The organism is Epibacterium sp. HA2-3 (assembly GCF_055693725.2).
The window spans coordinates 375,265-401,743 of the sequence record NZ_JBVFUL020000002.1 but is presented as its reverse complement, the minus strand read 5'-3'; the positions used below and the strand labels follow the sequence as shown (position 1 = coordinate 401,743).

General features: G+C 59.4%; 20 protein-coding genes and 1 pseudogene. 10 read left to right on the top strand and 11 right to left on the bottom strand.

Annotated features, from left to right (window positions below):
* Position 1 precedes the first annotated feature (1 nt).
* A complete protein-coding gene (locus ACZ1HH_RS16370) occupies positions 2-1,948 on the bottom strand; it encodes an acetoacetate--CoA ligase (RefSeq protein ID WP_487320520.1) in 1,947 nt (648 codons plus the stop codon).
* A gap of 128 nt (positions 1,949-2,076) precedes the next feature.
* On the opposite strand from ACZ1HH_RS16370, the gene ACZ1HH_RS16365 reads away from it, so the two are divergent.
* The 3 genes from ACZ1HH_RS16365 to ACZ1HH_RS16355 all read left to right on the top strand — a co-directional run bounded on the left by ACZ1HH_RS16365 (position 2,077) and on the right by ACZ1HH_RS16355 (position 4,774).
* A complete protein-coding gene (locus ACZ1HH_RS16365; protein ID WP_487320519.1) occupies positions 2,077-3,048 on the top strand; it encodes a GlxA family transcriptional regulator in 972 nt (323 codons plus the stop codon).
* A gap of 237 nt (positions 3,049-3,285) precedes the next feature.
* Positions 3,286-4,179 (top strand): hypothetical protein, encoded by an 894-nt coding sequence (locus tag ACZ1HH_RS16360; RefSeq protein ID WP_472635367.1) that lies wholly within the window; start codon positions 3,286-3,288, stop codon positions 4,177-4,179.
* Between the two features lie 301 nt (positions 4,180-4,480).
* The gene (locus tag ACZ1HH_RS16355; RefSeq protein WP_472635366.1) at positions 4,481-4,774 is read left to right on the top strand and encodes a DUF6916 family protein; all 294 of its coding nucleotides are present in this window, start codon (positions 4,481-4,483) and stop codon (positions 4,772-4,774) included.
* Here the strand turns inward: ACZ1HH_RS16355 and ACZ1HH_RS16350 are convergent.
* The 5 genes from ACZ1HH_RS16350 to ACZ1HH_RS16330 form a co-directional block, all read right to left on the bottom strand.
* On the bottom strand, positions 4,750-5,331 hold the full coding sequence (locus ACZ1HH_RS16350; RefSeq protein WP_487320518.1) for a GNAT family N-acetyltransferase: 582 nt from the start codon (positions 5,329-5,331) through the stop codon (positions 4,750-4,752). The genes ACZ1HH_RS16355 and ACZ1HH_RS16350 overlap by 25 nt on opposite strands.
* Positions 5,328-6,545: a DUF8189 domain-containing protein gene (locus ACZ1HH_RS16345; RefSeq protein ID WP_472635364.1), complete on the bottom strand. Its 1,218-nt coding sequence runs from the start codon at positions 6,543-6,545 to the stop codon at positions 5,328-5,330. The genes ACZ1HH_RS16350 and ACZ1HH_RS16345 overlap by 4 nt, the downstream gene beginning before the upstream one ends.
* A 69-nt stretch (positions 6,546-6,614) precedes the next feature.
* Positions 6,615-7,142 (bottom strand): phage tail protein, encoded by a 528-nt coding sequence (locus ACZ1HH_RS16340; RefSeq protein WP_472635363.1) that lies wholly within the window; start codon positions 7,140-7,142, stop codon positions 6,615-6,617.
* A gap of 9 nt (positions 7,143-7,151) precedes the next feature.
* Positions 7,152-7,670: a phage tail protein gene (locus ACZ1HH_RS16335; RefSeq protein ID WP_472635362.1), complete on the bottom strand. Its 519-nt coding sequence runs from the start codon at positions 7,668-7,670 to the stop codon at positions 7,152-7,154.
* A 17-nt stretch (positions 7,671-7,687) separates the two neighbouring features.
* Positions 7,688-8,194, bottom strand: coding sequence for a phage tail protein (locus tag ACZ1HH_RS16330; RefSeq protein WP_472635361.1), 507 nt, complete (start codon positions 8,192-8,194; stop codon positions 7,688-7,690).
* A 544-nt stretch (positions 8,195-8,738) separates the two neighbouring features.
* Between ACZ1HH_RS16330 and ACZ1HH_RS16325 the strand changes: the two genes are divergently transcribed.
* On the top strand, positions 8,739-15,878 hold the full coding sequence (locus ACZ1HH_RS16325) for a DUF7933 domain-containing protein (RefSeq protein WP_487320517.1): 7,140 nt from the start codon (positions 8,739-8,741) through the stop codon (positions 15,876-15,878).
* Between the two features lie 445 nt (positions 15,879-16,323).
* On the opposite strand, the gene ACZ1HH_RS16320 is transcribed toward ACZ1HH_RS16325, so the two are convergent.
* Positions 16,324-16,902 (bottom strand): flavodoxin family protein, encoded by a 579-nt coding sequence (locus ACZ1HH_RS16320; RefSeq protein WP_011536901.1) that lies wholly within the window; start codon positions 16,900-16,902, stop codon positions 16,324-16,326.
* Between the two features lie 188 nt (positions 16,903-17,090).
* Between ACZ1HH_RS16320 and ACZ1HH_RS16315 the strand changes: the two genes are divergently transcribed.
* The 4 genes from ACZ1HH_RS16315 (at position 17,091) to ACZ1HH_RS16300 (ending at position 20,018) form a co-directional block, all read left to right on the top strand.
* On the top strand, positions 17,091-17,981 hold the full coding sequence (locus ACZ1HH_RS16315; protein WP_472635359.1) for a LysR family transcriptional regulator: 891 nt from the start codon (positions 17,091-17,093) through the stop codon (positions 17,979-17,981).
* A 374-nt stretch (positions 17,982-18,355) separates the two neighbouring features.
* On the top strand, positions 18,356-18,736 hold the full coding sequence (locus tag ACZ1HH_RS16310) for a nuclear transport factor 2 family protein (protein ID WP_472635358.1): 381 nt from the start codon (positions 18,356-18,358) through the stop codon (positions 18,734-18,736).
* 4 nt (positions 18,737-18,740) lie between these two features.
* Complete coding sequence (locus tag ACZ1HH_RS16305) at positions 18,741-18,962, top strand: tautomerase family protein (RefSeq protein ID WP_011536898.1); 222 nt, start codon at positions 18,741-18,743, stop codon at positions 18,960-18,962.
* A 72-nt stretch (positions 18,963-19,034) separates the two neighbouring features.
* A complete protein-coding gene (locus ACZ1HH_RS16300) occupies positions 19,035-20,018 on the top strand; it encodes a DMT family transporter (protein ID WP_472635357.1) in 984 nt (327 codons plus the stop codon).
* Positions 20,019-20,184: 166 nt separating this feature from the next.
* Here ACZ1HH_RS16300 and ACZ1HH_RS16295 read toward each other — a convergent pair whose 3' ends face one another.
* Together ACZ1HH_RS16295 and ACZ1HH_RS16290 are read right to left on the bottom strand one after the other, a co-directional pair.
* On the bottom strand, positions 20,185-20,589 hold the full coding sequence (locus tag ACZ1HH_RS16295) for a YbaY family lipoprotein (protein WP_472635356.1): 405 nt from the start codon (positions 20,587-20,589) through the stop codon (positions 20,185-20,187).
* Positions 20,590-20,977: 388 nt separating this feature from the next.
* Positions 20,978-21,151 (bottom strand): hypothetical protein, encoded by a 174-nt coding sequence (locus ACZ1HH_RS16290; RefSeq protein WP_472635355.1) that lies wholly within the window; start codon positions 21,149-21,151, stop codon positions 20,978-20,980.
* A gap of 24 nt (positions 21,152-21,175) precedes the next feature.
* Here ACZ1HH_RS16290 and ACZ1HH_RS16285 point away from each other — a divergent pair, with 24 nt between their 5' ends.
* Both ACZ1HH_RS16285 and ACZ1HH_RS16280 read left to right on the top strand, forming a co-directional pair.
* Entirely contained in the window at positions 21,176-21,769 is a 594-nt protein-coding gene (locus ACZ1HH_RS16285; protein ID WP_472635354.1) for a hypothetical protein, read from the top strand.
* A gap of 300 nt (positions 21,770-22,069) precedes the next feature.
* Positions 22,070-24,271, top strand: a complete 2,202-nt coding sequence (locus ACZ1HH_RS16280) for a histidine kinase N-terminal 7TM domain-containing protein (RefSeq protein ID WP_487320516.1) — start codon at positions 22,070-22,072, stop codon at positions 24,269-24,271.
* Positions 24,272-24,561: 290 nt separating this feature from the next.
* Here the strand turns inward: ACZ1HH_RS16280 and ACZ1HH_RS16275 are convergent.
* Positions 24,562-25,744 (bottom strand): annotated as a pseudogene (locus ACZ1HH_RS16275) (IS3 family transposase); the annotation flags it as partial.
* A gap of 147 nt (positions 25,745-25,891) precedes the next feature.
* A complete protein-coding gene (locus tag ACZ1HH_RS16270; protein WP_472635353.1) occupies positions 25,892-26,449 on the bottom strand; it encodes a LuxR C-terminal-related transcriptional regulator in 558 nt (185 codons plus the stop codon).
* Positions 26,450-26,479: the final 30 nt, after the last annotated feature.

Genomic DNA, 26,479 nt, shown 5'->3' with positions numbered 1-26,479 from the left:
GTTAAGCTTGCAATTCGGGGTGGTCGGTAAACAGCGCCAGCGCTTGCGGGTTGGCGAGGCCGGAGAGGTTGCGCACAGGGTGTTTGTTCACCACATCGCGCACCGCCAGCTCGGCGGTCTTGCCGGACTTGGTGCGTGGGATGTCAGCGACGAAAAGGATCTTCGCGGGCACATGGCGCGGCGAGGCATTCTTGCGGATTGCCGTTTTGATCCGGGCGCTGAGCCCGTCGTCGAGCGCAACACCTTCGGCAAGCACCACAAAGAGGATTACTCGCACGTCATTGTCGACGCTCTGGCCGACGACCACCGCATCCGCGATTGCGTCGATCTTGTCGAGCTGCCGATAGATTTCGGCGGTGCCGATCCGCACGCCGCCGGGGTTTAGGGTCGCATCTGATCGACCCAGCACGACATAGCCGCCTTGTTTCGTGCGGATCGTGAAATCGCCCTGCCGCCAGACATTGGGAAACGTCTCAAAGTAACTGGTGCGGTAGCGGGCATTGCCGGGGTCGTTCAGGAACCGGGTCGGCATCGACGGATGAGCATTGCGGCAAACAAGTTCGCCTGCCTCGCCCTCAACGGGTTCGCCTTGCCGGTTCAGGGTTGCCACGTCCAATCCCAGCATTGGTGCCTGAATCTCACCCTGATGCACCGGCAGCAGCGGGCAGCCGCCAATGAAACAGCCCAGAATATCGGTGCCGCCACAAATTGACGCCAGCTGCACATCCGCCTTCCAGTCTGTGTAGACATGGGCAAAGCCCTCGGGCGAGAGCGGTGAGCCCGTTGACAGTACCACCCGCAGACTATCCAGAGTGTAGCTTTGGGCAGGCTTGTGTTGGCGCTTCAACGAGGTGTCGATGTATTTTGCCGAAACGCCCAGATGGGTGACGTCTTCGGCCTCAGCGATGTCGAACAGCCTCTCGCGGTTTGGGTACATCGGGTTGCCGTCAAACAGGACAATCGCCGCCTCGGAGGCCAGTGCTGCTACCTGCCAGTTCCACATCATCCAGTTGCATGTGGTGTAATAGAACATCCGGTCGCCCGGCTTCAGATCGCAGTGAAGCTTATGCTCCACCAACATCCGCAATAGTGTTCCGCCGCCGCAATGCTCGATGCACTTGGGCTTGCCCGTGGTGCCCGAGGAAAACATCACATAGAGCGGATCGCCAAATGCCATGGGACGACAGTCCAGTTCCGGCGCGTCCTGTAGTTTGAAGGCATCATAAGACGTCATGCATGCGGGCAAGTCCGCTGCATCATACGCATAAGGCCAGACCACGATTTGCTGGATCGACGGCAGCCGATCGGCAATCTCGGCTATGGCGGCACGGGTTTCAAACCGTTTGCCGCCGTAAAAATACCCGTCGGCTGCAAACAGAAGCTTGGGCGCGATCTGGCCAAGTCGGTCGACCACCACGTCTGGTCCGCTTTCCGGCGCGCAGGAGGACCAGATCGCCCCGAGAGAGGCGGTGGCCAGCATTGCGGCAACTGCCTGCGGCATGTTTGGCACAAAGCCCGCGACGTGATCGCCCGCTTCGATCCCGGCATCGCGCAGGGCGGCTGCCAGCATCTCCACCTCTCGCTTCAGATCGGCGCGGCTCCAGACCGTGCGACGGCCATCCTCGCCGATAAAGACAATCGCCTCCCGCGTATCCGCATTCTTTAGAAAGGTCTCTACGATGTTGAGGCGGGCCTCGGGGAAGAAACGCACCTGCATCGGGTCTTGATGCGGCAGCAGAGGGACGGGGCCTGCTTCCCCCACCAGCCCGCAAAAGTCCCAGGCCAACGGCCAGAACTTCTGCGGCTCCGTGACCGACCAGGCGTGTAGGTCTGCAAAGCTCCGTATCGCTGTGTCACTGGTCTTTGCGGCCAGTGTCAAAAAATCGGACAGCAGAGGTTTGCGGCAGGCCGAAAGGTCCGGCTGCCAGAGAGGTGGCGCAGTGGTCATGGGGGCATCGGGGTCTAGAGAGCGGGTGCCTGCGAGCGGTTCGGATTGGGCCAAACGACTTGACTTGCAGACTGCGTAACGCATCAAGTGACGTAACGTTTATACAGTTTTGGACAGAAACTACGCAGATGCCGCCAAAATCGCCGCCTATTTTTGAATTTCTGCTGTTTGAGGGGTTCTCCAACATGGTGCTGGCGAGCGCCATGGAACCCCTGCGCGATGTGCGGATGAACTCAGGCCAAGAGGTTTCCGGTTGGCGCGTCACCACGCTGGATGGCGCGCCGGTCTGCAGCTCCAGCGGATTGCAGATCACCCCCGATGGAAGCTTTGACGAGGGTGAGACCAACCGCACTCTGGTGCTGGTTGCGGGGTACCATGTGCGCGATCAGTTGACGCCGACGCTCTTGGCAAAACTCAGGACCGCCACCCGTCAGGCCGAGCGGGTGCTGGCGCTGGACACGGCCGCCTGGCTGCTGGCGGCGGCGGGCGTTTTGGAGGGCCAGGCCGCGACGATCCACTGGCAAGAGTTGGAGGCGTTCAGCGAGACCTTTCCCAAGACCGAAGTATCCACCGCCCGGTTTGTACGCTCTGGTGCGTTCCTCACCTGTGGTGGCGCCAGCACGGCGCTCGACATGATGCTTAGCCTCATTCAGGAGCTTTATGGTTCCGCTGCGGCCTTTGGGGCATCGACGATGTTTGTCTATGATCCCTCGCGCCAGTCGGAGCTGAACCGGGGCGCTGCGCGGCTGGAGCAGAAAGGTTCACCAAAGGTGCTCGAGGCGGTGAACCTGATGGCGGAGCGCATTGAGTCACCGCTCAGTACGGCTGAATTGGCCAAGCAAGTCTCGCTCTCTGAGCGCACGCTTGCACGCGCGTTTCAGCGTGAATTGGGTATGACGCCCGGTAAGTATTACAAAATACTGCGGCTGCAGCATGCACGCTATCTCTCGGAGGAAACACATCTGAGCCTTGAGCAAATTGCCCATCGTTGCGGGTTCTCTTCCGCTTCGTCGCTTGGCCGCTCCTTTGTAGGTCTCTACGGGCGCACCCTTCGCGACACGCGTACTCAGGCAAGGCCCTGGGTGAAGTCCGCAAGATAGGAAGAATGCCCAAGGTACCGGGGCGCGTGGTCGACCGATGGGGCGCGACATCCGGAGCGCCACTGGTTGATCTCAACATTCCAAGAGGTGGGTCAACAATGGGGCGCTATTGTTTCCAAACAAATCAAGGCAATTTTGCGGCAATTTTGGTACCTTAAAATGGCAACATTCATGAAGCTTCTCCTCTGGAGAGTCTGATTTGCCCAGTGCCGCGCGCGTTCCGAAAAGGAGAACCAAGTGCCTGATTATGCAAAAATATTTACCTACGAAGTCGAAGGGTTGTCCTACACGGTTTCGCTCTACGAAGAAGATGGCAAAATCCTCGCTGACATCACTCTGACCGAGGGCAGCATGGATGTGAACGCGCTCTATTATGGCGATGATGAATTTTCGGGCACCAGCGAAAGCCTGAGTGGACCGCTCAACCTCAACGGAACCAGCCTTGAGGGTGAAAAGATCCAATGGGACGATGCCGTCGCGTTGAGCGATCCTGGTCTGGGGTCAGAGGGGGATGAAAAGGAAACCTATCTTCATGAAGGCGATACGCTGACCGTCGAATTGGGGGCCGAGTCCCTTGATGAGGTCGACATTTTTGGCATCCGCGCCACGTCGACCACTACGGAAGATGGCTCTATCAAGGCGGTCTCCGATGATCCCGAAGAGCCCGTAGATCCTGTGGAGCCAACTTATGAGAAGGTTTTCTTCGGGTGGGAGTTCTCTGAAACAGGCGAGCCGCTGAGCGGCACTTGGATCCTTGATCAGGAACCCGATCCTAACCACTATGGTGTGACCGCTCTGCCTGAAGGCACGGAGCCAACCTTTGAAAACTACCTTTCTTACTATGCCTCGGACACGGTTTGGGGCGATGTAGATCTGCTAGAGGGCGTTGCCTTTTACGAGACGGATGAAAATGGCACGCTGCAGGAGGTGTTCCGGTTTGACGCCCCCGAGGCCGGTTTCCAAAGCACTGAAGAGGTGCTTGACGCCTACTATGCTGCGCTTGACGCGTATGAGGCCGAGAGCGGCACAGACGGGGCCGACCTTTTGGCGGCGCTCTCCATCGATATGGACCCAGAGGCAGAAGCCACAGCCGAAGAGTTTAGCGAGGCGGACGACTACGAATTTGTCTAGTTGGAGATGCTTTGACATGTCAAAGCCGCTCATAGGCGAAGCGGCCTGTTCGTGCATCGCCGGATATCGCGATGCGCGGGCATGTTGGCCTGGCTATCGCGCCTGATCCCGATTGGTCTCATGTGCCAGCAGGCCGTCGTGATCCGGGAAACTGTAGGCCTGTATCTATTCCGAGTGTCTGCGAGCGCGGAACTGTTCGGCAGATGCCAAAACAGACTTTACGGTTGCGGGAGCATCGGTTTACCCTCGTATAAGTTGCGCATTCGTGGCGCCTTATTGATGCATTTGCACAGGAGAACCCATGTCCACTCTGCGCTCGCTTACCTCTGCGGATTTCGAAGCATTGCTGAACCGGACCTTCGCTGTACGATCCGAGCCTGAAGACGTGTACCTGTCGCTGATCGAGGTAAAGGTGATGGGATCAGGTGAGCGGGCGGGTGGGGCGTTCTCTACGCTGTGGCAAGGCCCCAAATCACCGTTTCTGGAGCAGGCCATTTACAGCCTCTCTGAAGAGGAATTTGGCGAGCAGGAAGTATTCCTTGTACCCGTCGCCGAAAAGGACGCAGGCATTCAGTACGAAGCCGTATTTACCTGATCTGCCGGAAGATCCCAGCGCATCAGGTCGTAAACGCCTTTGTCCTCTTTTGTAATGAAACCAAGCCGCCGATAGAGGGTCTGGGCCGGATTGGCCTTTTCGACGTGGATGCTCACGGACTTTTGCGCACGAGTGGCCTCCTCGAGGAGGTCGCCGAGAATTGCGCTCCCAAGCCCTTGGCCGCGCGTCTGGGGTAAAAGGGCGATGTCGATGATACGGTGCTCGCGCTCCCAGCGCTCAAGATAGAGACGCCCCACGGCTTTGTTGTGCTTCTCAATCACGAGCCATAGCGCATCAGGATAGTGTGCCTGGTAATGCGCATGCTGGGCCATGAACTGCATGGTGATGAAGGCTTGTTTCTCGGTTTCCTGCCAAGGGGTTCGATCAAGTTCGACCTCGCGCGTCGATCGATAGAGCGCGACCAGAAACGCTTGATCCTTGGGCGTGATCCACCGATAGCGCGCGCCCAGAGTAGCGGCGCGGCGGGCGAGTGGTGCCTCCGGCCCAGATGGGGGACGGATCTCAAAGGATGTCGGGGGGGCTTCGGGCAGCGTCATTCGGGGTTCGGTGTGATGTCCTGCGTGGTTGCAATCGTGGCATAGCCGGACCCCAGAGCGGTCCAGACGGCCCCCCAATGATCAAGGGTCTGCTGGTTGAGATAGGCCGCGTCACCGTTGGGGTCGCATGAAAACAGGCTCAGCATTGCGTTTGCATTGGGCTGCAGAACCAGATCGCAATCTTGCGCCACATGGCCAATGACATCCCATGTGGACCAGTTTTCCGAGGTGGGGCCGGTTTGATACTTGGCGTAGAGCGGGCAGTTCGTTCCGGTGCTCAACTGAGCCACAAGATACAGCCCGTCATTGCATGCGCTGGACAGGGCCATTGAGTGTGCAGAAGACGGGAAGGTGCCAAACAAAACCCAGGCTCCAAAGCTGCTGGCGCTGACCTGTTGCTGGGCCTTCATGTAGATCTTGTCGCCGATCCGCGCAAAGATGTGAACCAGCGCATTCCTGTCGAGACCGCACACCAATTGCTCAAAGCCGGTTAGCCCGTCGGAAATCTCCTCCCAGCCATCCCAGCCCTCTGGCAAAAAGGGCCGATCACTGGACTGTAGGTTCATGTATGGGATTCCGTCGGAGTTGATCCCTGCAAGCAGAATGCGACCATCCGCGTTTTGTGTGGCGGTGAGGCTATTCAACGCGCCCGGCAGCTGTTGCCAGTTCGACCAGGGTTGCGCAGGCGGAACTTCGACAGGAACTGTAACCTCGATTGGGGTATCGGTTCCCGGCGGCAACACGGTGATGGTCTCTTCAACCACGGTATTGGGATTTTCGTACTTCCACCAGATCTCACCGGTGGGATCTGCGCTGATCAAGAATACATTCGGGCGACCATTCAGCCCGTTGAGCAGCAGGGTTTCACCCAGATTGGCCACATTGTCTGGTTTGCCCAGATCCTGCGGCGCGGCAAAACGGCTGCCTGTCTCATCGCGGCGTTCGCGAATGTAGGTCACATGGCCCGTGCTTGCATCCACGGCCAACACCGACACATAGCCGCCTTGTGTAACAGAGGCATTGAGAAGGGAGGGCTCATAGGTGGCCTGCGTTAGAGGCGTGAAGCTGGCAGAAAAACTGCCATTTTCGATCGTCTGGTCCTTGTAGCCCAAGGTGCCCTCCGAGGTGAGGGCAGTGAAGAAGATCCGAAAGTAACTGGGATCTGTCAGCAGGTTTCCTGAAAAGTCCTCATGGGTGGCGTCTTCAACTGACATGTCGAATGTCCTTCCGATATGCGGGCCGATAGGCGGATCTGGGGGCGGGCGATGACGCCGAGGCAAAGGTTAACTGCGTGACGGGTAAAGGCCCTGAAGCGCGATAATGAAATTCAAGGTAAGATAAGGCTGCATGTTCTGGTGCGCCGCGCCGCCACCCGTGTTGGGCAGGGCCTCTGGGGCAAGGTCGACCAGATTGGTCCCGGTCGCCGTCTGGTAAAGGTTGTCAAAGCCGGTATCGCCAAGTGTAGTTGTATCGCTTGGGGTGGCAGTGCTCGACATGTCCAAGCTGGCGATGCCTGAGTGGGTGTGGTTGGGCAGTTGCGCTTCGCTCATGGTCACGTTTTCACTGCCGCCACGCTGGCCGAGGCGGCGGTCGGTGAGGCCGGGACCGCGCCCCGGGTGCATCGGTGCGCGTCCCTGCAGATTGGGCAGCGCAGTTGTCGTGCGACCATCGCCGCCATAGGTGGTGCCGATCAAGGAAAACAGCGCTGTGTTCTGAGAGACCGGCAAAAGCTGGCCGTCACAAAAAGCCCAGCTGCGCGGCGCAAAATTCCCGGCAAAGATCCGTATCTCAGCGATGAAAGGTTCAGACATATACGCCTCCTAATGTCGGCTCGGATAGATGCCGAACAGCGCCACGATGAAATTGACGCAGAGGAATGGCATCAGATTGGTGTGTGACCGCGAACCACCCGTATGCGTCACCATATTCGACGCCATAGCCGAGGTTGGTGACGATGGCGTGTAGTGGTTGATCCCGGACCCCGCTGCCAGCACCCTGCCTCCAGGGTCTTGGTCTTGTGCGAGTTCTGTCGAAGCCTGCAGGGGATGTGTATGGCTTGGCATCTGGTTGACGGTCAGGGTGACCTTTTCTGCACCGCCGCGCGCGCCCAGCCGACGCGGGCTAAGGCCGGGGCCGGCCCCCGCATGAAGCGGCAATCGTCCGCGCATATCCGGGAGGCCAAATGTCGTGCGGCCGTCGCCGCCATAGATCGTGCCAAAAAGGGAAAACAGTGCATCGTTTTGCGACACCGCGAGCAGCTGACCATCGCAGAAGGCCCAGCCGCGAGGAGCGAAGTTACCCGCAAACATACGGATTTCGCCTACAAAAGGTTCCGACATCCTGTGTCCTTTCGTGATCAGTTGCGCGACGGAAACAGCCCTTGAAGGGCGATGCAGAAGTTTACGGCGATATAGGGCTGCATGTTCTCATGTGCCTGAGAGCCGCCAGCATTGGTTATGGCACGGATGCCCACCAAAGTTCCCGGGGTCGGGGCATGATAGGCCGCATCAGGAGATATTTCTGCAGCCAGCAGGTGGCTTGCGGGCGTGCGGCTGTTGCCGACTTGTGAAGAGGCATGCGCGGCGTGCGTGTGCGCCGGCATTTCACCAATACCGAGTGAGACGGTTTCAGCACCACTTTTTTGACCAAGTGAATGTCCCGGCCCCCTGTGCAAGGGGGTGCGACCGCGCAGGTCGGGCAGTGCAAAAGAGGTGCGCCCATCACCGCCATAGGTCGTGCCGAGCAAAGAATAGAGCGATTGGTTCTGATTGATCGGCAGGATCTGCCCATCGCAGAACGCCCAGCCCCGAGGCGCAAAATTGAACCCGACAATGCGGATCTCAGCGAGAAAAGGTTCTGACATAATCTCCCCCGGAAAATGCGCGTTTCACGTATTCACAACCGGACAGTGCCCGATATGTATTTGGCGTCAATATTCTATAGGTAGTATAATAAATTGCGCATCTTTGATTCTTCGAGCGTCACATATGAACAGCATTGTGGCAATCAAAATATTCTTTAGGTTGCATCAGGCCTTGTCAGTGTGGTGCCACCAGCGCCTCGCATGCAGGGACGTCGCACGCCCTTCACTGAGCTCAGGTGCGTTGATTTTTATCTATGCAGGCTTGGCTATCACTTGAGGGTCAGGGCCTAAGCGTGAGGAGGTCGCGGCGCGTTTTTCGATCGGACCGTCTCTGACGGGGTGCTGATACGTTTCCTTGGAAAAGGTGCAAGTATTCCCAAATACTCTCTATGATTGATTTTTCTCGACAAGCGGAGCGCGTCATTGTGTGCGCAATCTTCCAAATCATAATTGTTTTGGAGTTTTTCAAAATATAGCTATGGTTGTGCCAAGGTGTGCGCTCCGTCTTTTGGGGCGTTGTTGGCGGTTTGAAAGTGAAGTATTCATGATTGAGTTTTTGTGCGAATGTGTGGTGCGCGACAAACGTTGCACCATGACACCTCCGGTTTCAGGATACAAAACTGGGCGGGGGCCGATTGTTAAACGCCTCAGTGGCGTATTCTTCTTCATCATGGTCTCGCTTTTTGTAGCCCCACAGGCGGCACAAGCGTCGTTTACGAGTTGCCCAGCCAATACCTCTGGCGGTGACCCGCTGACAATGAATCTCACTGTGGATGAGTGCACCTTGCAAAGCGGCGCGGCCGTGTCGGCATTGTCTGACGACCTGATACAAATTCAGATTGCTGGAGGATCGAGCACCAACTTTTTCATCTTTGACCCTTCGGCAAATGATCTCCGTGATCTGATATTCAGCGTCAATAACGGCAGCCCTCAAGGCACGCTCGATGCGGATGGCGGCAGCCTGTCCGGGATCGATTGTGCGGCGGGCTGCACGGTGAGCGGCACCCACGGGGGATCGCCATTCACCTTTACCTACACCGCCTCAGGCGGCGGCGGATCTCTGAGTTCTCCGGCTGAGATTGACGATCTCGTTTCCTCCACGGGCAACACGGTTGCGGATGGTGGAACCGACACGATTGCAGCTGCAATCGACAGCGGTACCCCGACGACCATCACCTACGATGTCAGCAACAGTGGTTCGGGCACGCTGTCTCTGTCTGGGTTGACACAGGGCACCCCGACGAATGCTTCATTTGGGGCGACCTCAATAGATGCCGCATCCGTGGCTTCAGGCGGGACAGAGACCGATGCCATAAGCATCACATTTACCCCAAGCTCCACCACGGATGGTGCCAGCTTCTCTGTTCCGTTCAGTTTCACAACCAACGATGCGGATGATGGAACCGATGAAACCACCTTCAATGTCACCATCTCCGGCACGATCAATGCCGAAGCCGAGATCAGCGATCTGACCTCTTCAACAACCAATACGGTTGCGGATGGAGGTAGCGATGCGCAGGGCACAGTAGCCTCCGGAAGCGCTCAGGTTCTCACCTACACGATCACGAACTCGGGTACGGCGGACCTCAGCGTTGCGATGGCCTCCTCGTCAAGCGCCAGCAATGTTACCGTGAATTCGATTGGCGCGCCGGGCAGCACAACGGTTTCCGCAGGCGGCGGCACGACACAGTTCACCGTGCAATATACCCCCACCGCGGCGGGGGCCTTCTCTTTTGATCTGTCATTTGTGAACAGCGATGCAGACGAAGATCCCTTCAATTTCACCGTAAGCGGCACGGCGACGGCGGCGCCTGGGTTCAGCCAGGCGATTGCGCCGGGGACGATCCTTGCGGATGGGACGGCGACGGTGACCTTTACCATCGACAATAGCGCCAATGCCACGGCGGCGACGTCGCTCGACTTCAGCAATAGTCTGCCCGCAGGGGTGGAGGTCGCCGCAACGCCTAATGCCGCGACCACCTGTACCGGTGGCACGCTGACGGCGGTGGCTGGCAGCGGCACGCTCTCTTATACCGGTGGCACGGTGGGCGCGGGCGCCAGCTGCACGGTGCAGGCGGATGTGACCGCTGGAACGGACGGCAGCTACAGCAACACCAGCGGCGATCTGACCTCGAGCCTTGGCAATTCCGGCAACGCCTCGGCCTCGCTGACGGTGGCCTCGCCAGAGATCGATCTCCAGCGCCCGGCGGCAACGTCTCTGGCGGATGGTGCCACTGATGCGCAGGGCAATGTTGCGGTGGGGGTGCAGCAGGTGCTTACCTACACGGTAGAGAACACCGGCACTGCGACGCTCACCCTGAGCGGCACGCCCAGCAGTTCGGCGGCGAGCAATGTGAGCGTGGACAGTATCTCTGCGCCGGGCTCCAGCAGCCTTGCGGCCAGCGCCAGCACCACCTTTACGGTGGCATACACGCCGACCGCGGCAGGGGCGTTTTCCTTTGAGCTCGATGTGAGCAGCGACGACGCCGACGAGGGCACCTATGACCTCACCGTAAGCGGCACGGCGACGGCGGCGCCTGGGTTCAGCCAGGCGATTGCGCCGGGGACGATCCTTGCGGATGGGACGGCGACGGTGACCTTTACCATCGACAATAGCGCCAATGCCACGGCGGCGACGTCGCTCGACTTCAGCAATAGTCTGCCCGCAGGGGTGGAGGTCGCCGCAACGCCCAATGCCGCGACCTCCTGTACCGGTGGCACGCTGACGGCGGTGGCTGGCAGCGGCACGCTCTCCTATACCGGTGGCACGGTGGGCGCGGGCGCCAGCTGCACGGTGCAGGCGGATGTGACCGCTGGAACGGACGGCAGCTACAGCAACACCAGCGGCGATCTGACCTCGAGCCTTGGCAATTCCGGCAACGCCTCGGCCTCGCTGACGGTGGCCTCACCAGAGATCGATCTCCAGCGCCCGGCGGCAACGTCTCTGGCGGATGGTGACACCGATGCGCAGGGCAATGTTGCGGTGGGGGTGCAGCAGGTGCTGACCTACACGGTAGAGAACACCGGCACTGCGACGCTCACCCTGAGCGGCACGCCCAGCAGTGCGGCGGCGAGCAACGTGAGCGTGGACAGTATCTCTGCGCCCGGCTCCAGCAGCCTTGCAGCCAGCGCCAGCACCACCTTTACGGTGGCCTATACGCCGACCGCGGCAGGGGCGTTTTCCTTTGAGCTCGATGTGAGCAGCGACGACGCCGATGAGGGCACCTATGACCTCACCGTAAGCGGCACGGCGACGGCGGCGCCGGGGTTCAGTCAGGCGATTGCGCCGGGGACGATCCTTGCGGATGGGACGGCGACGGTGACTTTTACCATCGACAACAGCGCCAATGCCGCGGCGGCGACGTCGCTCGACTTTAGCAATAGTCTGCCTGCAGGGGTTGAGGTCGCCGCAACGCCCAATGCGTCGACCACCTGTACCGGTGGCACGCTGACGGCGGTGGCTGGCAGCGGCACGCTCTCCTATACTGGTGGCACGGTGGGCGCGGGCGCCAGCTGCACGGTGCAGGCGGATGTGACCGCTGGAACGGACGGCAGCTACAGCAACACCAGCGGCGATCTGACCTCGAGCCTTGGCAATTCCGGCAACGCCTCGGCCTCGCTGACGGTGGCCTCACCAGAGATCGATCTCCAGCGCCCGGCGGCAACGTCTCTGGCGGATGGTGACACCGATGCGCAGGGCAATGTTGCGGTGGGGGTGCAGCAGGTGCTGACCTACACGGTAGAGAACACCGGCACTGCGACGCTCACCCTGAGCGGCACGCCCAGCAGTGCGGCGGCGAGCAACGTGAGCGTGGACAGTATCTCTGCGCCCGGCTCCAGCAGCCTTGCAGCCAGCGCCAGCACCACCTTTACGGTGGCCTATACGCCGACCGCGGCAGGGGCGTTTTCCTTTGAGCTCGATGTGAGCAGCGACGACGCCGATGAGGGCACCTATGACCTCACCGTAAGCGGCACGGCGACGGCGGCGCCGGGGTTCAGTCAGGCGATTGCGCCGGGGACGATCCTTGCGGATGGGACGGCGACGGTGACTTTTACCATCGACAACAGCGCCAATGCCGCGGCGGCGACGTCGCTCGACTTTAGCAATAGTCTGCCTGCAGGGGTTGAGGTCGCCGCAACGCCCAATGCGTCGACCACCTGTACCGGTGGCACGCTGACGGCGGTGGCTGGCAGCGGCACGCTCTCCTATACTGGTGGCACGGTGGGCGCGGGCGCCAGCTGCACGGTGCAGGCGGATGTGACCGCTGGAACGGACGGCAGCTACAGCAACACCAGCGGCGATCTGACCTCGAGCCTTGGCAATTCCGGCAACGCCTCGGCCTCGCTGACGGTGGCCTCACCAGAGATCGATCTCCAGCGCCCGGCGGCAACGTCTCTGGCGGATGGTGACACCGATGCGCAGGGCAATGTTGCGGTGGGGGTGCAGCAGGTGCTGACCTACACGGTAGAGAACACCGGCACTGCGACGCTCACCCTGAGCGGCACGCCCAGCAGTGCGGCGGCGAGCAACGTGAGCGTGGACAGTATCTCTGCGCCCGGCTCCAGCAGCCTTGCAGCCAGCGCCAGCACCACCTTTACGGTGGCCTATACGCCGACCGCGGCAGGGGCGTTTTCCTTTGAGCTCGATGTGAGCAGCGACGACGCCGATGAGGGCACCTATGACCTCACCGTAAGCGGCACGGCGACGGCGGCGCCGGGGTTCAGTCAGGCGATTGCGCCGGGGACGATCCTTGCGGATGGGACGGCGACGGTGACTTTTACCATCGACAACAGCGCCAATGCCGCGGCGGCGACGTCGCTCGACTTTAGCAATAGTCTGCCTGCAGGGGTTGAGGTCGCCGCAACGCCCAATGCGTCGACCACCTGTACCGGTGGCACGCTGACGGCGGTGGCTGGCAGCGGCACGCTCTCCTATACTGGTGGCACGGTGGGCGCGGGCGCCAGCTGCACGGTGCAGGCGGATGTGACCGCTGGAACGGACGGCAGCTACAGCAACACCAGCGGCGATCTGACCTCGAGCCTTGGCAATTCCGGCAACGCCTCGGCCTCGCTGACGGTGGCCTCACCAGAGATCGATCTCCAGCGCCCGGCGGCAACGTCTCTGGCGGATGGTGACACCGATGCGCAGGGCAATGTTGCGGTGGGGGTGCAGCAGGTGCTGACCTACACGGTAGAGAACACCGGCACTGCGACGCTCACCCTGAGCGGCACGCCCAGCAGTTCGGCGGCGAGCAATGTGAGCGTGGACAGTATCTCTGCGCCCGGCTCCAGCAGCCTTGCAGCCAACGCCAGCACCACCTTTACGGTGGCCTATACGCCCACTGCGGCGGGGGCGTTTTCCTTTGAGCTCGATGTGAGCAGCGACGACGCCGACGAGGGCACCTATGACCTCACGATCAGCGGCACGGCAGATGGGAGCGCGGAAATCGGCGTTGGATCAGCGACCGGCGGCAGTCTTGAGGATGGCGACACCGATACAATTCCCGGGACCCCAAGTGCGGGTTCGCCGACGGTGATAACCTATACGTTCACCAACTCTGGCTCTGGTACGCTCAATATCACGACGCCGACGGTTGCCGGAAATATCTCTAATGAAACCAATGTCGTGGTGAACAGTTTGACTCTTGCGTCCAACACTGTGGCCGGCGGGGGCGGCACCACAACGCTGGAGATCTCGTACACGCCGCAGGTCAGCGGGGCCTATCGTTTTGATCTGCAGGTCGCCAATGACGATGCAGATGAAAGCCTGTTCAATATTACGGTCGCGGGTTCTGCAAGCGGCCTCCCCGAAATCGAGGTGTCTTCCTCGGCAAGCGGTGCGTTGAGCGATGGTGACACCGATAGTATCGCCACGGTCGCGACGCCCGGCGTCACGGCGTCGGTCACCTATACCATCACCAACAGCGGCACCGATGTCTTGACCCTGGATGCGCCGTCGGTGGCCAGCAACATCCGCAACCAAAGCAACGTGACGGTGGATCGTCTCAGTCTTGCATCAACAACTGTGGCCAGTGGCGGTGGGACAACCACATTGCGGGTTGACTATACGGCCACCGCAGGTGGTGCGTATGGGTTCGACCTGAGCCTTGGATCGGATGACGCGGATGAAGACCCGTTTGACATCGTTGTCAGTGGCACAGCCCAGAGCGTCGCGAGCGCGCTCGCAGCTCAATCCGGATCGGGTCAGGTCTCTGAAGTGGGGGCGCAGTTTGCGGCGCCACTCGTGGTTTTGGTCACAGACAGCTCTGGTACCGGCGTGGCGGGGGTCGATGTGACGTTTGCCGCCCCTGCAAGCGGCGCTTCGGTGGTTTTTGCCAGTACGGGCACCCATACAGAGACGGTGACCACCGGCTCTGATGGGACGGCGAGCACCTCTGCCATGACCGCCAATGGAACGCCCTCCAGCTATGCCGGGGGATCGACACTTCAATCTTATGATGTCACGGCCAGCGCGACGGGCCTCGCCAGTGTCACCTTCGCACTGACCAATGATCGCGATTCAGAAGCGGATATTCAGAAAACCCAAGAGGTGATAGCGGCCTTTGTTTCCAATCGCGCCAATGCCATCGTGTCCAATCAGCCCGATCTGGTATCGCGGCTCAGGCAAGGTGCGCTGGCGGGCCAACAAGGGCGCAACGGGTTTGACCTGCGGGCCACATCGGGTGGTCGATCCGCGAACTTCAGCTTTAGTCTGCGCGCGTTGCTGGAGGAGGCTCGTCGGCGCAATGACGGCGCGCGTTGGCGCGAGACGCTGCGCCATGCGGATGCGAGCGCCGGGCCCGGCGCAGACTCCGCAGCAGACCGTGCGATGGCCAGTCAGGCCTATGCGCTGCGTTTTCGCGGAACCGACCCGGCGCAAGCAGCGCCCGTGGTGACACCCGTAATCTCATCAGGCTGGGATCTCTGGGCCGAGGGGACCTACGCCATCACGGAGAGTGGCAACTTCGAGAGCCGGTCAGGCCTGTTCTTTGCGGGTGCAGACTACCGCTGGTCGGATCAGGTCCTGCTCGGGGTCATGGGGCAGTTGGACATTACCGATGAGGACAATGTCGCGGCCGGGACGTCGGCCAGCGGTACCGGCTGGATGGTCGGGCCCTATGTGGTGGTGCGCCTCGATCAGAACCTCTATCTCGATGTTGCGGCCACTTATGGTCGATCTTCCAACACGGTCAACGCGCTTGGTTTGTTCGAAGACGATTTCGATACTGAACGTTTCTTGTTGCAAGGTGGTTTGACGGGCGATTTCAAACTGAATGCGCGCACCACGATCAGCCCTTTTGCGCGGCTGACCTATTACTATGAGAAGCAGGAAAGCTATACCGATACGCTCGGCCGGGTGATCCCCTCGCAAGACTTCGAACTTGGTCGGTTCGAATTCGGTCCAAAGATTTCATGGGAGATGTATTTGCAGGAAGGCACGCAGTTTTCGCCTTATGTGTCTTTTTCCGGCATCTATGATTTCAACAAGCTGCAGGGGGCGACACCGACAGATGCGACACTGGCCTCTTCTCAGTCGGATCTGCGGGGGCGGCTCGAAGCAGGTGCTACTTTCCTTGTGCCTGAGCGCGGGATCAAAGTTGCCGTCGAGGGGTTCTATGACGGGATTGGAACGTCCGACTTTGAATCCTATGGTGCGAGCCTGAGTGTCCTGATCCCGTTCTGAAGGCCCCATCCTGGCAGAGATTGCCTGCGGAGGCCTATCCAGGGTCACGCATGGGGGATGATTTTAGCTGCAGATGAACTGCGCCCGCGATCCGGCCCACGGGTGCATTCCAATGCGGCCCTGAGCGAGGCGTCATCGGTGACTGAGGGCCGTGCTGCTATCCCAACCGGCCCGCGCGGCGCAGCAGATTATCCGTTGCGTGCCGTGCCTTGGCGCGGCGGCAATTGGTCTCGCGTTTCGTTTGCACATCGCTTTGCGGTGCGAAGGTCCTGAATGCGAGAACCCCGGAGCCAAATACCAGGCATAAGGTGATGACGGATGAGGTCATTGCGCGGGGTCCTTTCAAGCGAACGCCGAGGCCCGAACCTCTGGGCCTCGGCAGGTGCCTGTTGGCTGTTTTGTTGTGACAGAACGAAGCGGTATGTGGGGGCTGCGGGACGCGGCTTCAGGTCGCAGCGCCTGCCTGCCAGCGAAGCGCGGTTTCGGCGACCCGGCGGCCCAGGTATTCTGCGGTCCTCAGGTCCGAACCCGCAGGCGCCACTTCGGGTCCGACATCCGCATCCGCTTGCGACATCGCGCCCATGAACCCACCAAGACGATTGAGATCCTCGGGCGAGCCCGTGCTGGTGTTGTTTCCAGGCGGCAAGCCAAGTCCGACCCAGATCATGCCATGTTGCATGGCAAAATGGTTGATCTGCTGGAGCGTTGCCAGCTTGTCGCCGCTCATCCCCGCCGAATTTGTGAACCCCGCTGCCAGCTTGTTGACCCAGCGCCCTTCGAGCCAGCGGCCGGAGGTCTCGTCCAGAAACGATTTGAATTGGGCAGACGCGCTGCCAAAATACGTGGGGGAGCCAAAGACGATCGCATCGGCGGCGTCAATAATCTCCCAGTTTTGCGCATAGTCTTCGACCGGGATCAGAGAGACCTCTGCGCCGGCAACCTCATTGGCGCCTCGGTAGACCGCTTTGGCCTGTACTGCCGTGTGGCCATAGCCGCTGTGGTAGACGATAGCTATCTTCACCATTGTTTTCTCCTTCTAGGGTGGGCCGAGCTGGCTGGCCGGGGTGCCCTGCATGCGACATCACGTCTGGCAACGGAGCTGACCCCGTTCCTCATTGGGATGTCCTCCATGCTTATGTCGCCGGAGATCAACGATTGATAATATTGAGTTCTCATGATTATGATCGAAAAATAAGATCATATAGGTGCCCCATGACATTGGATCAGCTCATTGCCCTCGACGCGATTGTGGCTTCCGGAACTTTCCGGGCGGCGGCGGATCGGCTGAACAAGGCGCAATCCGCCGTGAGCCATCAAATCAAGAAACTTGAGGATGAACTGGGGTTCGACCTCTTCTCGCGGGACACTTATCGGCCCAGATTGTCCCCGGAGGGCGAGGTCTTTTATCGCGAGGTGACGCGGGTTCTGGAACAGGTCAACGGTCTGAAGACCGTGGCGGCGGGGCTGCGCAGCGAGCAGGAGCCTCTGGTCTCGATTGTGATCACTGCAACGATGTCGCTTGATCCGATCCTGACCCTTTTGGGGGAGGTGGGGCGCGCCTTTCCTGCCACACATATCAAGCTGGTAACCGAGATGATGGGGGGACCGCTGGCGCGTCTCATGAGTGGTGAGGCCGATCTGATTATTGCCGGGCTGGACGACGTGCCAATCGATGAGGTCGAAACGCGACCGGTTGGAACCATCACCATCCGTCCCGTGGCCAGTCCGGCGTTTCCCGCAGCAGACCCTGCGCGCGTCAAATCGCGCCGCGAGATGCAAAGCTACACGCAGGTTGTCGTCTCGGGGACGGGGGGCAAGGAGTATGACCAAAGCCGCGATCTGCTTTCGGGGGGGCAGCGCTGGACGGTTTCGGATTTCCAAGCCAAGATCTCGATCATCAAGGCGGGCCTTGGATGGGGCGGAATACCAGAGCATCTGATCCGCGATGAACTCAAGACGGGCGCGTTGGTGCCCCTCGCGATCGAGGGCTATCCCCCGCGCCACACGGAGATCTTCGCCATCAGGCGCCGGGACCGCCCCATGGGTAAAGTCGTGTCGCGGATCTGGGACGATCTTGGACGCGGGGGTATCCAAGACGGCTAAACCCGCGCGGCACGGGAGATTGTGGTAGAACTGGATCATTCCTGTGCGCCGTGAGCGACCTTACTGCAACGCAACGGCACGCGGGCGATCAGCCTGCTCGAGCGTTTTGGCCCTCCTTCCCGCGCAGGGCAGTTTTGCACCTGTAAGGGTCGGATGCGCATTCAGTTGATCCAAAAATCAGATCATGAGTGTGAAAACTCGATGTTATCTTCAGGCGGTCTCCCTCGTTAGATCGGGAGAGACGCCAATACGGAGCATCTCATGACACTCAACTCCAAATGCCCGGATCACGGCCGCGCCAGCGCAGGTCCAAAAGCCCGCCTCAAGGACTCTGTCGTTTCGCCACCCCTGTCAGATCAGCGAGGTGTCGCAGGATGAGCAACTCCCCTGATGCCGAAGTCCAAGACCTCATGACGCGCTATTTTGAAGGGCTTTACCACTCCGACAGTGACGTCTTGCGCACTGTTTTCCACCCTGATCTTGCCTATGTGAACGCAACTGAGGGCACCTACGAGCACATGGGGCTCGAAGCCTATATGGCGCGGATCGATGCGCGCACGCCGCCTGCCTCCCGTGGTGACGCCCGAGAGGAGGTGATCGAACGGATCACCTTCAAAGGCGCGCGCATCGGCATCATCGAGGCGCGGATGACGATGATGGGCCGCAATTACCAGGATTTGCTGACGATCATCCACAGCGATCAAGGCTGGCGCGTCCTCACCAAAGTCTTCTCATTTGTGGAAAGAAAGGACTGAGACAATGCCCTATGTGAATATCAAGGTGACCCAAGAGGGCGGCCCCAATGGGACCGGGCCCTCGACCGAGGAAAAGCAAAAACTGGTTGCGGGCGTGACGGATCTTCTTGCTAGTGTTCTTGGCAAGAACCCGGCCACTACGTTTGTTGTCATCGACGAGGTGCCGCTTGAAAACTGGGGATTGGAGGGTCGGCAGGTCAGTACCATTCGCGCTGAACAGGGCTGACCTTTTCGCCACCAAACTGATCTCCACATGTGTCGGCGCCCTTCTTGCGCGCCGACCAGAAGGGCAGGCCGCATGTCAAAACTACGTCGGATCATATCAAGGCTGCAGCCGATGGGGCGCGCGACGCCTGCGGTGGCGCTGTCGCATGATGCGGATCGCCATGCGGCTGCACCCGCTGAGAGGCGCGCGACGCTTGCGGGTTATGCCTGGATGTCGCTTGCTGTCTTGATTTGGGCAAGTTGGCTGGTGCTGACCTCATCGGGTCGCACGACCGCGCTATCGGTGGTGGATCTTGCGGCCTTACGCGCGGTGATCCCTGCGGTGCTTTTGGCTCCATTGCTTTGGCGCAGCCGGGATCAGATTGTGCAATTGGGCGTGAAACGCGGTTTGATCCTATCGGCTTACGGGGCGCCTTTTACGCTTCTGGTTGGCCATGGCCTGGGCTATGCGCCCGTCACCCATGCAGGGGCGATGGTTCCCGGCCTCATGCCGGTTTTTGCCGCGGTCCTGGCCTATGTGTTTTTGGGACAGCGTCTTCGCAAACGAAAGGCCCTTGCCCTGATGCTTGTTCTTGCCGGGGCAACCACGATCCTCACTGGGGCAGGGCGGCCGCTGCCGGCGCAGGGCATGGGGACCGGGCATTTGCTCTTTTTGTTGGGAGCGCTTTGTTGGGCGTGCTTCACCGTGACGCTCCGCGCCTATGAGATCCCCGCTGTCCTCGCGACGGCCATCGTAGGCGCGGTGTCAGCGGTCTGGCTGTTGCCGCTCTGGATCGCTTTGGATCTCTCCAATATTGGTGCAGCGCATTGGGTCGACATTGCCTTTCAGGCTGCTTTTCAGGGCATTATCTCGGGATTGATTTCCATGTATGCCTTCAGCCGCGCGCTCCGGCTAATTGGTGGGCGGGCCTCTGTTCTGTCGGCCCTCACCCCCGGTGTTGCGACCCTATTAGCGATCCCGGTGCTGGGCCAGGTTCCACAGCCCTCGGACCTCCTCGCGCTGGTGTTGGTGGTGGCGGGGCTTGTCATCTGGAATTTGGGACCAAAGACCACCTGAAACAGGTCGGAGCCCTCGACGGGATCACGCGCGCCGAAGGCCACAGCAGCAAATGCGCTCGGAATGCGCTCGGGTCGTGCCTGCCGCCAGTTCTTCGATGAAGGCGTTCTTAGGACTAGGAACAACTCACCCAAACACGCGGGAGCTGGCCCTGAGGGAAAATGCCTCAGGGGGTCCGGGGCATCATGTGCAGCACAAGATCCGCCTGCGCAGGAAAGTCGCGCGTGAGGACCGGGTAGGCCGATGTCGTGCGAAACAAGACGGTGTCGCCCGACAGGATACGCGCCGAGATCGTATAGCTCATCCGCGCATCAATGATGTCTGCGTCATAGTGCAGCGTGACCGAGAGCGGCACGCGATCCATCTTGAAACGCTGCGAAGAAAGCCGGATCGAGGGCGCATCGGCGCGTGATACATCCAGTAGCTCAACCTCCAGAATGGCATCCGGCGGCAGCGCGATACGCTCTCTGTAGGCTGCGGTGATCTCAATTTCCGCGCTATCGGCCATGATCTTGCCCGGTGCAAATACCAGGCAAATCGACGCCAGCACGGCGAGCAATATGTGTTTCATGTGGCTGTTCCGTTTCTTCTGCATGCAATACCTGTGGGCTGCGTTGAAACCCGCCAACCTGTGGACGACAGGGGCTGTTGCGCAGCCGGTTTGCCGAACGTGAGAGGGTCTGGGCTCTGACACGGTGGTCGGCGAAATCTCCTCATTCAAAAACCCACACTGATAGTTTTGTGTTCCAAGAGCGCTTTGTGCGAAGCGCGCCCGTGACAGGGTCAACGTTATCAAATACACTTTATGCGGTCTCTGATCTGCATCAAAGCCATCCATCGGTGAAAAAACCGTGCTGTCATTAGCTGCTCAAGCGAGCGCGGAAGTTGATTTGATAGCCCATAAATAGAGCCATATTGTGTGAGCCGAGTCTAGCATCACGCGGTGTTCCGTCTCAAGCTCAGGGAGAAAGTTCGACATGATACGACGTCTGCTGCATCTGTTGATTTGTGTCCTTGTGGTTGTTTTTCTCCTTGGGCCGCGCACGCCAGCCAGTGCCGAGACGCCAGTCGGCTTCAATATTGATCACCGGGTCATAGTGGCCATTAACGCTCCTGCCGCGGGTGTTCAGCACCTTTTGCCCAAAGGGTGGGTTTCGATGCCGTTTCCCGCTGGGCCGGTGACAGGCGCCAATATTCTGTTCGTTTTTGCAGACTCCAAACTGCAATTGGACGGCGAAGGCCAACCGCTCAGCCCTGCGACGCGTCATGCGATCGTTTTGGTCGGCATGGCCAGAAAAGTTGAAGGCGATGAGGTTCGCCTTTTTGTCCTGCGCATCTACTCGACCACGCCAGAGGTCGATCCTTATGGCGTCAGTGTCGCGGCCGAGGTGTCGCGTCAAACGCAGCTCATCGGTGCAGAAAATGGCGCGCGCACCAGTATTGATACGTGGAAGATGCATGTGGCCGAGGCGCAGTCGCTCGACTTTCGGCTGGGATACACGGCAGGCACCCCGATTTGGGGCCCCGACGAGGTGTTTCCGCATTCAGCAACCACGCCCGAGTTTTCGCGGATCTATCGGATCGAGCAGATGGTTGATCTGGTGAAATGCGTGCCACTGGAAATGGATCGTGTAAGCGAGATGACCCTGACCAGCAGCGTGCCAGCCCTTGCGGGCATTCTCGATGGTTCAGAAGAGATCGTGGCCGTGATGGATGTGCCGGTTTACCTGCGCCATATCTGGCTCCCGTGACCGCGGATCTGGCAGAGTGTCGAGAGTACCAGATCTTCAGGTTTTGAGCCCGGGCCCAATCCTGTGTGTCATGCCCTGCGCTTTGTCGACATCGCTTGTTTTACTGGCTATTGCGCATATTGCAGCAAAAAAATTGGCCCGCAATCTTAACCCGACAGCAATAAATTCACCGTCATATGTCATATAAAATGCCAGTATTTTTCGGCTTTACGATTGCCCGATGTATTTCTAGTGCCTCGCCGACAGGACGACACACCCAAGCTGCCCAGGTAGGTTATGAATTGTCTTGCGAACTTAGACGTGAACTTGGCTTCCGGCGCTGCTGCTTCGCTATGGGTGGTCTGCTCGATTGTTCTGATCCGGATCGCGAGAAACATTCCTTTTTCAGGTCAGCTCTCCTTTGTGCTGACCCTGGCGGCGATGTTGTGGTGGCTCTTCACTGTTATCTTTGACCTTGCGTCGCAAAGCGAAGCTTGCAAGGTCGCATGGTCATTGGCGGCCTGGCCCGGGATCGTTCTCGTGCCCGTGGCCTGGAGCTTTTTTGTCTTCGACTACACGATGAACAGCTGTCGGACCCGCCGCCCCTTCCGGTTGCTGATCTATATCGGCCTTCCGAGCCTTGTCAGTGTGATTGCCGTGACCAACCACTGGACGCACCTGCTCTATGGACCGGACACCCGCCTTGTGACCGAGGGCGGGGATAGCTTTGTCATTTTTGACCATGGGCCGCTGTTTTTTGCGGTCGCGGCGACACTCTATGTCTTTTTGATGATCGCCTTGGGTCTGCTCGGTTTTGCGTTTCTCAAGGCAAAAAAGATCTTTCGGCCCTTCATGGGTGCCCTGATTATTATTACTGCGGCGCCGGTTGTGGCCAACCTGGCCTATATCGGGTGGGGGGTCACGGTGTTTGGTTTCGACCCGACCCCGTTCACCTTTGCGGTGTCCCTCATCGCACTGAGCTGGCTGCTGGTGAACAATTCGATGATGGATACGGCGGCTCAGGGGCGGACCCTGATGTTCTACGCCACGCAGGATCCTGTGATCCTGGTTGATGCAGGCGGACAGTTTGTCAGTGCCAACCCGGCCGCAAGACAGCTGATTGGCGATCGCATTCCGGATTATGGCGAACCCATAGAGCAACTGCCCGAGATCGGGCCGCTGGTCAGAGATCTTGTCAAAGCGGGTGGCCTCGGCAAACCCGGGCCGATCAGGCTGGGTGGTCGCGTCTTTGACCCGCGAGCAGTTCCGATCGACAGCCCGATCCAAGCCCAGATCCCCCTTCTGGGCTGGTGCATTTCTCTGGTCGACATCACCGAAAGAGAACGCGCCGCCGAGGCTCTGCGCGAAGCCCTGTCGCTGGCGGAGGCCGCAAACCGTGCAAAAACTCAATTCCTCGCCAATGTGAGCCATGAAATCCGCACACCGCTGAATGGTGTGCTGGGCATGGCGTCTGTTCTGGGGGAAACCAAGCTCGATGAAGAGCAGCAGGAGTTTTTGCAGGTTATCGAGGACTCCGGGCAGGTGTTGCTGACAACGATTGGCGATGTCCTTGACCTTTCAAAAGTCGAAGCGGGCAAGATGACGCTCGAGACCAAACCGTTCACACTGCGCAATGCGCTTGAGGGGGCGCGTGCATTGTTTTCCGCCCGCGCCAAGGAAAAGGGCATCGGTCTGCAACTCGAGATGCGTGATGATCTGCCACGGGCCATCTTGGGAGATGATCACCGGTTTCGTCAGGTTGTTCACAACCTCGTATCAAATGCGGTCAAATTTACCGAAACGGGCGCTGTCACCATTTCAGCCGCACCGGCCGAAAATGGGTCGATCCTGCTGGTTCGCGTCAGCGACACGGGGCCGGGGATACCCGCCGAGGCGCGGGATATGATCTTTCAGCCCTTCCAGCAGGTCGAAGGCGGTGATGCGCGCAAATTCGGGGGGACCGGCCTTGGGCTTTCGATCTCTCGCCAGCTTTGCCACCTGATGGGAGGCAGCCTGCAACTGGCTGATGATGGAACGCAGGGCGCGACGTTTGAAATCAGACTTCCGCTCCTGCCCGCCAATGGGGCGCAAGAGCTCCTCTCGCAGCCCGCATCAGCCGCGGTGTCGGTGCCTCATGGCCCGGCGCTCGATGTGCTTGTGGTCGACGACAACCGTACCAACAGGCTGATCCTCGAAAAGTTCCTCTCCTCCACACCTTACCGCGTCAAATCCGTCTCCAGTGGGCAAGAGGCCATTGGCCTTGTGCATTCGTTTTCCTTCGATGTCATCTTGATGGACATTCAGATGCCGCGAATGGATGGCGTGGAGACCACGCAGAAAATCCGTTCCATTGAACAGGCGAAGGGTCGCGAGCCCAGCTTTATTGTCGCAGTGACTGGCAATGCGATGCCCGAGCAATTGAGCCACTACCTTTCGGTGGGCATGGATGATGTGCTGGCAAAACCTGTCTCAAAAGCGCTTCTACTCTCACTGATCCGCGAGATCCGGCGAGAGGTTGCCTAGGGCGATCGCCAAAGCACGACTTGCGCGAGCAGCGGCTTCCCCGACGGGGTATTTTTGTTGACCTCTTCACCCGATAGCCGAAAACAGACACGCGATGGGGAGAATTGCACTCTTGTCCCAAGGTCATCGCTGCGCGACGTCAAGATAGGGCGCCATGCCTAAAATTTGGACAGATGCGGCGAAATTTCTGTTCCATCCGCATTGGATCAGATGAATTGCGTGCGACTCTCTTGTGAGCCGTATTTCTGCGATGCAGAAAAAAGTCCATGCAGACCCGTTTCAGAGTTGTCGTTGTAGTGTTTCCTCCATTCTTCGATCAGGATTTGGGCTTCTCGCAGGCTGTAGAAGATTTCGCCATTCAAGAACGCATCCCTGAACCGGGCGTTGAAGCTTTCACAGTAATCTTTCTCTCAGGGTGAGCCGGGTTCGATGTAAGCCGTCTTTGCAACGACGGTTTTGATCCAGTCCTGCACGGCCTGCGCGACGAAGCGAGCCATTAAGGGCGCCATTGGTTCGAGCCCAGTTGCGAGCGGGCCATTGTCAGACCGAATAATCGAAGGCACGCCGCGCAGGATGAACAGGTCGCTCAGCGCATCGATGACGTTGCCAGAGTCCAGCTTGCGATCCACGCGGATTGCCAAACATTCTCGGCCGTATTCGTCGATGATGATGAGCGTGCGGAAGGCCCTCCGTCATCAGTCCGGCAAAGCAAAAAGTCGTGAGACCAAACATGATCACGGTGTTTCGGCCGTAGCCGAACGCACGATCAGCCATTCAGCCAGAGCCGCCCCTTCTTTGGTTATTCATGGGCACTTTCAGCCCCTCTCGTCGCCACAGTCTTTCGACGCGCTTGTCATTCACATGCCAGCCTGCATCTCTCAGTAACGCTGCGGTCCGACGATAGCCATAGCGGCCATATTGCCGGGTCAGCTCTATCATGTCGGCCACCAATCGTTCTTCTTCCAGGCGACCAACTGACACCCTACGCTGCGTGGATCGGTGTTGTCTCAGAACGCGGCACGCATGGCGTTCCGAGACATTCAATTCACCACAAACGCGATCAATGCAAGCACGGCGACGAGCGGGGCTCAAGGTCTCTGCCGGTTTGGGCGCTTGCAAGATCTACAGGATCGTTCATCACTGCGTGAACCGCTTCAAACTTCCTTCGCGGCTTGAACCAAGATAAGCTTGTCCAGCGTCAGATCAAAAACAGCTTTGCGAAGCCGCTCATTCTCTTTCTGAAACCGCTTCAGTTCCCTCAATTTCTCAGTGCCGTTTCCGCCGTACTTGTTTGGCGGTAATACCGTCCACTGGACGCTTTTCTTTATCCACCTGCATTCCAGCGGTAATGGGTCTGTTCAGTCCCGCCAATCTGCCAGATCGCATCCAGAGCCGCATTCCTTGCGCAGTCAGTTTCTCAATCTTCCGCAACTTCGTGACTATCTCATCTGGCCTTGGTCGCTTGTTGGCCATGCGTTTCCTCCGTTTTACTAAACATAGCGGAGGACCACTTCAGTGGGGGACGACCAGTTTGGGTACAGCAAAGGGATCGCATGGATCGTCTACGCCAGCGGTGGTCCATCCTGTTCGCCCCAAAGTAGCGCCAGATCGACACGCGCTTCAGGATGTGCCGCCAAGCGGCAGCCCCGCCAGATGGGCGACCAGCTCAAGCCCGTTGCGCGCGCCGAACTTGTCCATCAGCCGGGCGCGATGCACCTCGACCGTGCGGGGGCTGATCTCGAGGCCACGGGCAATCTCCTTTGAAGTCAGCCCTTCGGCCAACATCTTGGCCACCTGCCGTTCGCGGCGTGTCATTTCCGTGACCGGGCGCTTCTCCGAGATATCGGCGAAGCTCCAGACCGATTGAGCAAAGGGATCTTGTGGGGCGAGCGATTGCCCGCGCACGCGGCACCAAAACAGGCTCTCATCCTTGCGGCGCATGATGCGTTCATCGGCATAGCGTCCAAGGCCGCGCATCTTTTCGACCCCGATCTGGCCAATGCGCTGAAACTCGTCGGAGGAGGGGTAAAGCTTGGATAAGGAATGCCCCTCAAGCTCGGCCTTTCGGTAGCCAAACATCTCGGAGAACCGCGTGTTGCACAGCTTGATCACCCGGTCCTCGGCATAAATGAGGCCGACCGGTGCGCGTTCAAACGCGAGTGTTGAAAGAGGCTCCATCGCTTGTCACCCGTTACGTAGTTTCACGGA